Source organism: Brachyspira sp., assembly GCF_029258575.1.
GTDB lineage: Bacteria > Spirochaetota > Brachyspiria > Brachyspirales > Brachyspiraceae > Brachyspira.
This window is the reverse complement of the sequence record NZ_JARHYI010000053.1, coordinates 1-8373: the sequence shown is the minus strand read 5'-3', so window position 1 is coordinate 8373 and position 8373 is coordinate 1. Positions and strand designations below refer to the sequence as shown.

Below are 8373 nucleotides of genomic sequence, written 5' to 3'. Positions count from 1 at the left end.
CAAGTCTTGTATTTGTTATATAAACTTCATATACCCCTATAACTTCGCCGTCATCTGTATTCAAATCCCCAATCCAAATTACTTTATTTAAAAAATCTTTATTCTTTTCTAGTATCTCCTCTTCATTTCCTATAGAGCCATATTCAGCACTGAAATTTTCTCCCAAATGCAAAGCCCATTTTTCTTTATTATAAACCTCATCAAATTTAAAATTATTAGTACTATCATTTTTTATATTATTATTTTTAGCCATAGAGATATCCTTATATTAATTTAACACTATTATTATTCTCATAAACTAATAATATATAAAAAAACAAAAAATAAACAATATTTTATACTTCATTAAAATAATATTTAATGTTATAATTTTTCAAATTTATAATTTGGAATAATATATGGCTGATATAATAGATAATTCTATTAAAAAAGTTTTTGACTTATTTAAATCTAATAAATATATTGAAGAAATTTGTATAATTTCAGGATACTGCAGTTTAAATGCATTTAATGATATAGCTAATGATGATAAAGCCCGAGAAATGTTTTTAAATGCCAAAGTAAGAATTATTATGGGTATGAATGTAGATACTACAATTCAATGCATATATATAAATTACAATAATGAGAAAAATAATAAAAGTAATAAAGAAGAATTTGATGATTTTATAGAATACAATATTTCAGAAATAAAAAAAAACAGTATAAATAATAAGGGATTAGAATTAATCAGAGAAAAATTAAAAAACTCAACTCTTGAAATTAATAGTGCCAATGATAAAACTCATGCAAAATTATATCTATTAAAATATCCTTCAGAGAGTAGTGCTTTAAGAGAATTAAGCGGAGAGGTTGTAATAGGTTCTAGTAATTTTACTTCACAGGGATTAAATCATCAAAGAGAAATAAATGCATATAGTTTAGATATATTTGAAAAATGCTATAGAATTTTTCAAAAAGAATGGGAAAATTCTCAGACAATATTAAATATAAAAACTCAGAAAGATTTTTTTAGAAGAATAGGATTTGATAACGATAAAAAAAATATATATGATGCAGAAAATAATATTAATACCAAATATCCTACTCCTTATGAAATATATTTAAAAGTTGTATACGAATATTTTAATTTTTTTGACAAAGAAAAATTATTATTCACTCCCAAAGATTATAACTATTCAAATTATAAATATCAGATAGACGCTGTAAAAAGCGGTATTAAAAGCATTATAACTTATAATGGAGTTTTAATATCAGATGTTGTAGGGCTTGGAAAAAGTATAATAGCTTCTACAATAGCCAAAAATTTACTTGAAATGAAAATTGTTGAAGAGATTATAATTGTATCGCCTCCAAAGATAATATTTTCTTGGGAAAATTATAATTTTGAATTTAAATTAAATGCTGAAATTAAAAGCACTGGAAAAGTAAATGAATTATATGAATATGTAAAAAATCATAAAAAATTAAGACTTATCATCATTGATGAGGCTCATAGATTTGTAAATAATAAAACAGAATCTTATAATATTATAAAAAATATTTGTTCTATGAATAGAGTAATGCTTCTTACGGCAACACCTATGCATAATACCACTTCGGATATATTTTCATTGATAGATATTTTTGATAGAATGCTTACAACAGATAATAATATATCAGAAATAAAATCAAAAATTTTAAAAGAAGAAAAAGCATTAAAAACAGAATACAAAAAAGATGATAGTAAAAAAGATACTAAAGAAAAGATAAAAAAAATATCCAAAGAAATTATCAGTTTGATAAATCCTATAATAATAAGAAGAACAAGAAAAGACTTGCTTGAAGATGAAGAATACAGAAAAGATTTAGAAAAACAGAAAACTGAATTCAATAATGTGGAAAATCCTAAACTTCATGATTATAATTTAGGAGATATTTCAAAATTATATGCAGATACATTTGAAAAAATCACTCCGAATGATAATGATACAAATAAAAAAGAAAATACTTTATTTGATAATGATGATAATAATAATAGCAATACAAATAATGAAAAATTCAAAGCTGTAAGATATGAACCTTTAGTATATTTAAGAAATACTACCATAGAAGAAAAGAGAAATGCTAAAAAAATAATAGAATATATATATGGGCAGAATATTAATGAAGATTTCGCTTCTGTTTCATCTAGGAACTTAACAAAATTTATGAAACATTTGCTTGTGAGAAGATTTGAAAGTTCTATTTATTCTTTTAAAAAGAGTATAGATAATATGATAAATAAATACGAAAATATAAAAAGTTATATTGATAATAAGAATTGTTATCCTATATACAAAAAAGGTAATATTCTTTATATTGAAGATTTCTTTTCTAATGATGATACCGATGATAAAAATGATATAGAATATGATGAAACATATATAGATTTCAAAAAATCATCAGAGAAAAATAAAGATATAAAAATAATAGAAAATATAAAAGAATCTTTGAATGATCAATTTTTTAAAGATTTTAATAATGATTTAAAAATTTTAAAAAAAATAAAAGATGATTGGAAAGATATAGAAATAGATAAAGATAAAAAATTCCAAAAATTAATAGAGAAATTAAAAAGTTTTAAAGAAGAAAACAGCAAAAGAAAAATAATAATATTCAGCGAATTTAAAGATACAGCAGATTACTTATACGAATCTATATACAAAGACAAAGAATTAAATAAAATATTTAAACCTTTGAAATCTACTTCTGAATCCAAAAACAGAGATATTGTAATAGCAAATTTCGATGCATCTTTAGATATTAATAAACAAGAAGATGATTATTTTCTTCTTATAGCAACCGACACATTATCAGAAGGTATTAATTTGCATAGGGCTGGAGTAATAATAAATTATGATATTCCATACAACCCTACAAGAGTAATACAGAGAGTAGGTCGTATAAACAGAATAGGAAAAAAATTGTTTGACAATATATATATACATAATTTTATACCTAGAATAGAAGCTCAAAAAGATATAAAAAATTGGCAAATATCTAATTTTAAATTAAATTTGATAAATGCAATATTTGGAAATGATACCAAAATTTTAAAAGATGATGATGAAATTGATTCTTTATTTTCATTAAAAAGGGAAAATGAAATATTAGATGATGATGATATAAGCTGGGATAATGAATATAGAGATATTTATAATAAATTAAAAAATGATGAAAAACTTTTAGAAAAAATAAAATCTATAGAAAATAATATCATTATAAGAAGAGAATCTAATTTTGACGGTTTACTTGAAATAGTACAAACTAATAATGGAGTTTTTGGTTCTTTACTTAAAGGTTCAAAAATAGACTTTAATATAGAAAATCTATTTAAAACTTTAAAAGCAAATAAAGAAGAAAAATATTTATCTGCAAGTGAAAAAATTTCTGCTTTTGAAGATGAATTAAAAAGAAGAAAAAATATCAAAAAATCAAAATCAAAATCTGATATTAATATAAGATTAAATAAATTTTATCAAGAGTTAGATAATGAAATGGATAAAGAATATTTAAAAAAATTAATAAATATTGCTGATGGAAATTACTTATCTGATAAAACTTTAAAGGAATTAATAAAAGCATTAAAATCAAATGAAGGATGCACTATAAATAATATTCAAAATATAATATCTTTTGATGAAGTTAATGAAAAGTTTAATTATTCTAATAATGATTTAGAAAAAATATATAAAGATTCATATTTAATAGTAAAAGAGGAGTTTACTAAAATACAATAATTGATTTAAATATTTTTATATTTATAATAATACAAAAAATTAATAATCAAGAGGTGATACTATGATTAAAGGAAAAATAATTATAATAATGATTATCAGTATAATAATGTTAAGCTGTTCATCAAACAATAATAATAATACTGAAATTAAAATAGATTATTCAGATAAGAATAATTGGCTTAAAATATCAGAAAATAATAATGAAAAAGAAGTAGATGTATTTTATCTATACCCTACTGCATGGAGCAGAGAAAACACTAATGAATCTATAATATGTCCTATAAATTATCCTCCTATGTTACAATATATAACAAATGTAATGACAGAACAAACATCAATATTTGATGAAGTCGGATATGTATATGCTCCTTTATACAGACAAGCTGATGCAGTATATCTTTTAGACCAAAAAAATAATATAAGTAAAGAAGAACAGGATAAATATTTTTATTCAACTCCTAAAGAAGATGCTATAGCAGCTTTTGATTATTATATAAAAAACTATAATCAAAACCGACCTTTTATATTGGTTGGACATTCTCAAGGTGCTATGATGATAAAAGAAATATTGATAGATTATTTTAAAACTAATGAAAATTTAGAAAATAGAATGGTAGCAGCCTATATACTAGGATATTCAGTTACTCAAAAAGATTTAGATGAAAATCCTCATTTAAGATTTGCAAATAATGAATATGATACAGGAGTTATAATCTCTTATAATACAGAAAGTCCTGATTTTAATGGATATAATCCTACCTTACTTGAAGGAGCCATATCAATAAACCCTATCACTTGGACATTAGAAGAAACATTAGCTACTAAAGAACAAAGTGTAGGTGCAAATATAGCAACAAATTACGGACAGCCTACTAAAATAGCAGATGCTAAAGTTGATAAAGCAAGAGGCGTTATAAAATGCAGCACTATAAATCCTGATGATTTCTATGCTGGAGAAGGAGGTATTTTTGAAAAAGGTGTTTATCATGTTTATGATATAGCTCTCTATTATTATGATTTGAAAGAAAATGCAAGAAAAAGAGTAGGTGCCTTTTGGAAAGAATAAAAAATAAAAAAGTGGGCAAGATAAATAATTAATTATCCTGCCCGCTAAATGGTTTATAAAATATAAATATACGAAAATTGAAAATTAATTAGCTACGAATTCTTTTCCTCTTTTATCAAGTACATTCAAACTTATAGCATTTAGTCTTATAGTTTCATAATTATCTATATCCAATATTTCAACAACTCCGACAATCTCTATCCAATCTTGAGGATTAGGTATATTACCATTATAATTAAATTCAAAACCAGCAACCCCATCATATCCGCAGCATCCTGGACCGTATCTAAATACAAAATTAAGTTTCTCCCCTGTCTTCTCATCAGTGAAACCATCATATATTCCTTCTAGCTTTACCAATTTTCCTCTATAATCATCTGGGTTTAAATATATATCATTACATTGATTTATAAACATTCTCTCTTTTATTTCTATTACATTGTTCATATCAACTTTTGATAAATCTGCAGATTCATTATTATCAGATTTGCTACTTTTAGTATTATCACCATAATCATATTTTTTCTTTGGTATATCAGCATAATTTTTTTGTATATCAAACCATCCGTCATTGTATTCTTTTTTAGAACAAGAAATAAATGACAATAATATAATAGATAAAAATAACGTTCTTTTCATATTTAATATTCCTCCTATTTCGTTCCAAATTTTATGAATTTTCCTATCACAGAAAATATTAAAAGCATAGCTAAATTCACCATAACAATACAAGCACCAGTAGGATATTCAAGCTCAAAAGAAACCACTATTCCAATAAAGAAACAGAATACTGATAATATAGCCGATGAAATTATTACACTTTTAAATGTATTAAATATACGCATTGATGTAAGAGCTGGAAATATTATAAGACTTGATATAAGCATAGCACCCATCATTCTCATACCCAATACTATAATTAAAGATGTAAGTATAGATATAAGCATATTATAAAGTTCAGCATTTATTCCTACAGCACGAGCAAAATTTTCATCAAATGTTACCAAAAATATTTTATTGTAAAAAAGTACATAAAGCACTATAACTACAATACTTACAGCTATACTAATATAAACATCGCTTTTACTCATAGCAAGTATACTTCCAAACATATAATTACATACATCTGTATTTATTCCAGTTTTTACAGTTATAGCAATGATCCCCACAGCTAAAGATACACTTGATATCAAAGCAATAGCAGAATCTCCTTTTATCTTACTATTTTCACTCAATCTTAAAAGAAGTATAGAAGCGATGGCAACTATAGGTATAGAAAGCTGAATAGTAGAAAGTCCAAATATCATAGAAAGAGATAATGCACCGAAACCTACATTAGAAAGCCCTATACCAATCATAGAATATCTTTTAAGAACTAAATTAACCCCCAAAAGTGCCGCACATAATGATACCAATATACCAACTATAACCGCTCTTATGATGAAGGTATATGAAAAAAGTTCCTGAATCAAAGCAATCATTTCATATCCTCCCCTGATATCCTCTTATATATATCTGTTTTTATATAATCTTCTGTATTTCCAAAGAAAAGCATATCTTTATTTAGATGAAGTATTTTATTAGAATATTTTACAGCACTTGCTATATCATGCGAAACCATTATAATAGTAACTTCATCATTTAATTTTTTTATAAGATTATAAAGCTCAATAGTTGCTATTGGATCAAGACCTGTAGAAGGTTCATCAAGTATCAATAATTCTTTTGTAGAACATAAAGCTCTTGCTAATGCCACCCTCTGCTGTTGACCTCCTGATAAATCTTTATAAGACTTATTTTTTAAATTTTCTATATTAAGCTTTTTTAAATTATACAAAGTAATTTTTTTATCTTTGGAACTGTAAAAAGGTAAAAACTTTTTCTTATTTAGTCTGCCTGAAATAACAACCTCAAATACACTAGCTGGAAATGACTTTTGTATTATTCCCTGCTGCGGTAAATACCCTACCTCATTTTTCTTTATACTATTGAATGTTATGTTCCCTTTTTTTGGTTTTATAAGACCGAGTATTGTTTTTATTAAAGTAGTTTTTCCAGAACCATTCTCCCCTATTATTGAAAGGTAATCACCTTTATTTAGAGAAAAATTGATATTAGATAATACCTCATTACTGTCATAAAATACTGATAAATCTTTTATATTCAACATCAATTCATACCCTTCTAACTTTAATTTAACCCCATTTTCAAACTTTCTAAATTATCCCTCATAATAGATAAATATGTAACACCAGCATTAAATTCTTCTTTACTTATATTCTGTCCTGAATGAAGTTTTAATTTTTTTATTCCTGTCTGCTCGGCTAAAGTATTTGCTATCTTTTCATTACTTAATTCTATATAATATAAATAAGGCATCTTATTATCTTTAATATAATTTATTAAATAAGCAATCGTTTTAGGACTAGCATCAAGCTGACTGCTGCAGCCGTTAAAAGGTGCTCTATATTCTAAACCATATTCTTCAGTTAAATATCTAAATGGAAATCTATCTCCAAATACAATATTCTTTCTTTTAGCAGAATTTACAGCTTCTCTTATTTCATTGTCCAAAGATGATAATTCCTGATTATATTTATCAGCATTAGCCTTATATATATCAGCATTATTAACATCAATTTCTGAAAGAGCTTCGCAAATAGTATTTACAATTAGCATAGCGTTTTTTGGTGAAGTCCATATATGTTCATCATAAACCTTCTCATGTTCATCATGATTTCTTCCTTCTTCATGATCATGCTCTTCTTCAGCTTCCATACCATCAACTATTTCTTCATCTAATGCTTTAACATAATCTATAAGCTTAATAATCTTTTTTCCATTATTAGTATCCATAGAAGACACAACTTTTTCTGCCCACTGTTCACTCTCGCCTCCTATATAAATAAATACATCAGCATTTTGTATATCTATTATATCAGCAGGTGTGGAATTAAATGAATGAATCTCTACCCCAGGTTTTATAATCATTTGTAAATTCATATTATCTCCAACTATATTTCTAGTAAAATCATATATAGGAAATATTGTAGTTACAACTTTCAATTTGCCATCATCATTTTTATTATTAGTATTACTACATGAAATAAACAGTATAAGTAATAATATAGAAAAATTCAAAATTAATATTTTTTTTTGCATTTACAATCCTTTATTTAAAATAAGTTGAAATTATTAAAGTATAAACTTATATAAAAGAATAGGGGCTGTCCTAGATAACTAAAAAAGCTCCTTCTTTGCTAGATTATACACTATTTCTAATTGTTTTTCAACTTTTGGAGTATTAAAGCGAAATTGACATTCTTTGATAAATAAATGAAAATCTTCTTTTGGTATTCCATTAAATTTACGAAGGTGTCTTTTTGCTTGATTCCAAAAATTTTCTATGCCGTTAATATGATTCTTTTCATCAGCAAATTTTTCACTATGATTAATTCTAAAATGTTTAAATTCTGATACATCTAAAATATCATAACTATGATAAGAATCTGAATAAACGATGCTGTCTGGCTGTACTTTTTCTCT

The 8373-nt window shown here is 24.8% G+C and carries 8 protein-coding genes; 2 read left to right on the top strand and 6 right to left on the bottom strand.

What is annotated here, in order from left to right; genetic code table 11:
- On the bottom strand, positions 1-253 hold a 253-nt coding region (locus tag Q1J76_RS04395), incomplete at its 3' end, for a hypothetical protein (RefSeq protein ID WP_300367378.1).
- A gap of 145 nt (positions 254-398) precedes the next feature.
- Between Q1J76_RS04395 and Q1J76_RS04390 the strand changes: the two genes are divergently transcribed.
- Both Q1J76_RS04390 and Q1J76_RS04385 read left to right on the top strand, forming a co-directional pair.
- Positions 399-3761 carry a helicase-related protein gene (locus Q1J76_RS04390; protein WP_300367375.1) on the top strand — a complete coding sequence of 1121 codons (3363 nt, stop codon included), beginning with the start codon at positions 399-401 and terminating at the stop codon, positions 3759-3761.
- 61 nt (positions 3762-3822) lie between these two features.
- Entirely contained in the window at positions 3823-4827 is a 1005-nt protein-coding gene (locus Q1J76_RS04385) for a DUF3089 domain-containing protein (RefSeq protein ID WP_300367372.1), read from the top strand.
- Between the two features lie 84 nt (positions 4828-4911).
- Here the strand turns inward: Q1J76_RS04385 and Q1J76_RS04380 are convergent, their stop codons facing one another.
- The 5 genes from Q1J76_RS04380 to Q1J76_RS04360 form a co-directional block, all read right to left on the bottom strand.
- Entirely contained in the window at positions 4912-5466 is a 555-nt protein-coding gene (locus Q1J76_RS04380; RefSeq protein WP_300367369.1) for a TIGR03943 family putative permease subunit, read from the bottom strand.
- A 14-nt stretch (positions 5467-5480) separates the two neighbouring features.
- A complete protein-coding gene (locus Q1J76_RS04375) occupies positions 5481-6308 on the bottom strand; it encodes a metal ABC transporter permease (protein ID WP_300367366.1) in 828 nt (275 codons plus the stop codon).
- The gene (locus Q1J76_RS04370; RefSeq protein WP_300367363.1) at positions 6305-6997 is read right to left on the bottom strand and encodes a metal ABC transporter ATP-binding protein; all 693 of its coding nucleotides are present in this window, start codon (positions 6995-6997) and stop codon (positions 6305-6307) included. The genes Q1J76_RS04375 and Q1J76_RS04370 overlap by 4 nt, the downstream gene beginning before the upstream one ends.
- Before the next feature lie 20 nt (positions 6998-7017).
- On the bottom strand, positions 7018-7989 hold the full coding sequence (locus Q1J76_RS04365) for a metal ABC transporter substrate-binding protein (protein ID WP_300367361.1): 972 nt from the start codon (positions 7987-7989) through the stop codon (positions 7018-7020).
- Positions 7990-8067: 78 nt separating this feature from the next.
- Positions 8068-8373, bottom strand: a 306-nt coding sequence (locus Q1J76_RS04360; protein WP_300367359.1) for an IS1595 family transposase, incomplete at its 5' end; no start/stop codon positions are given.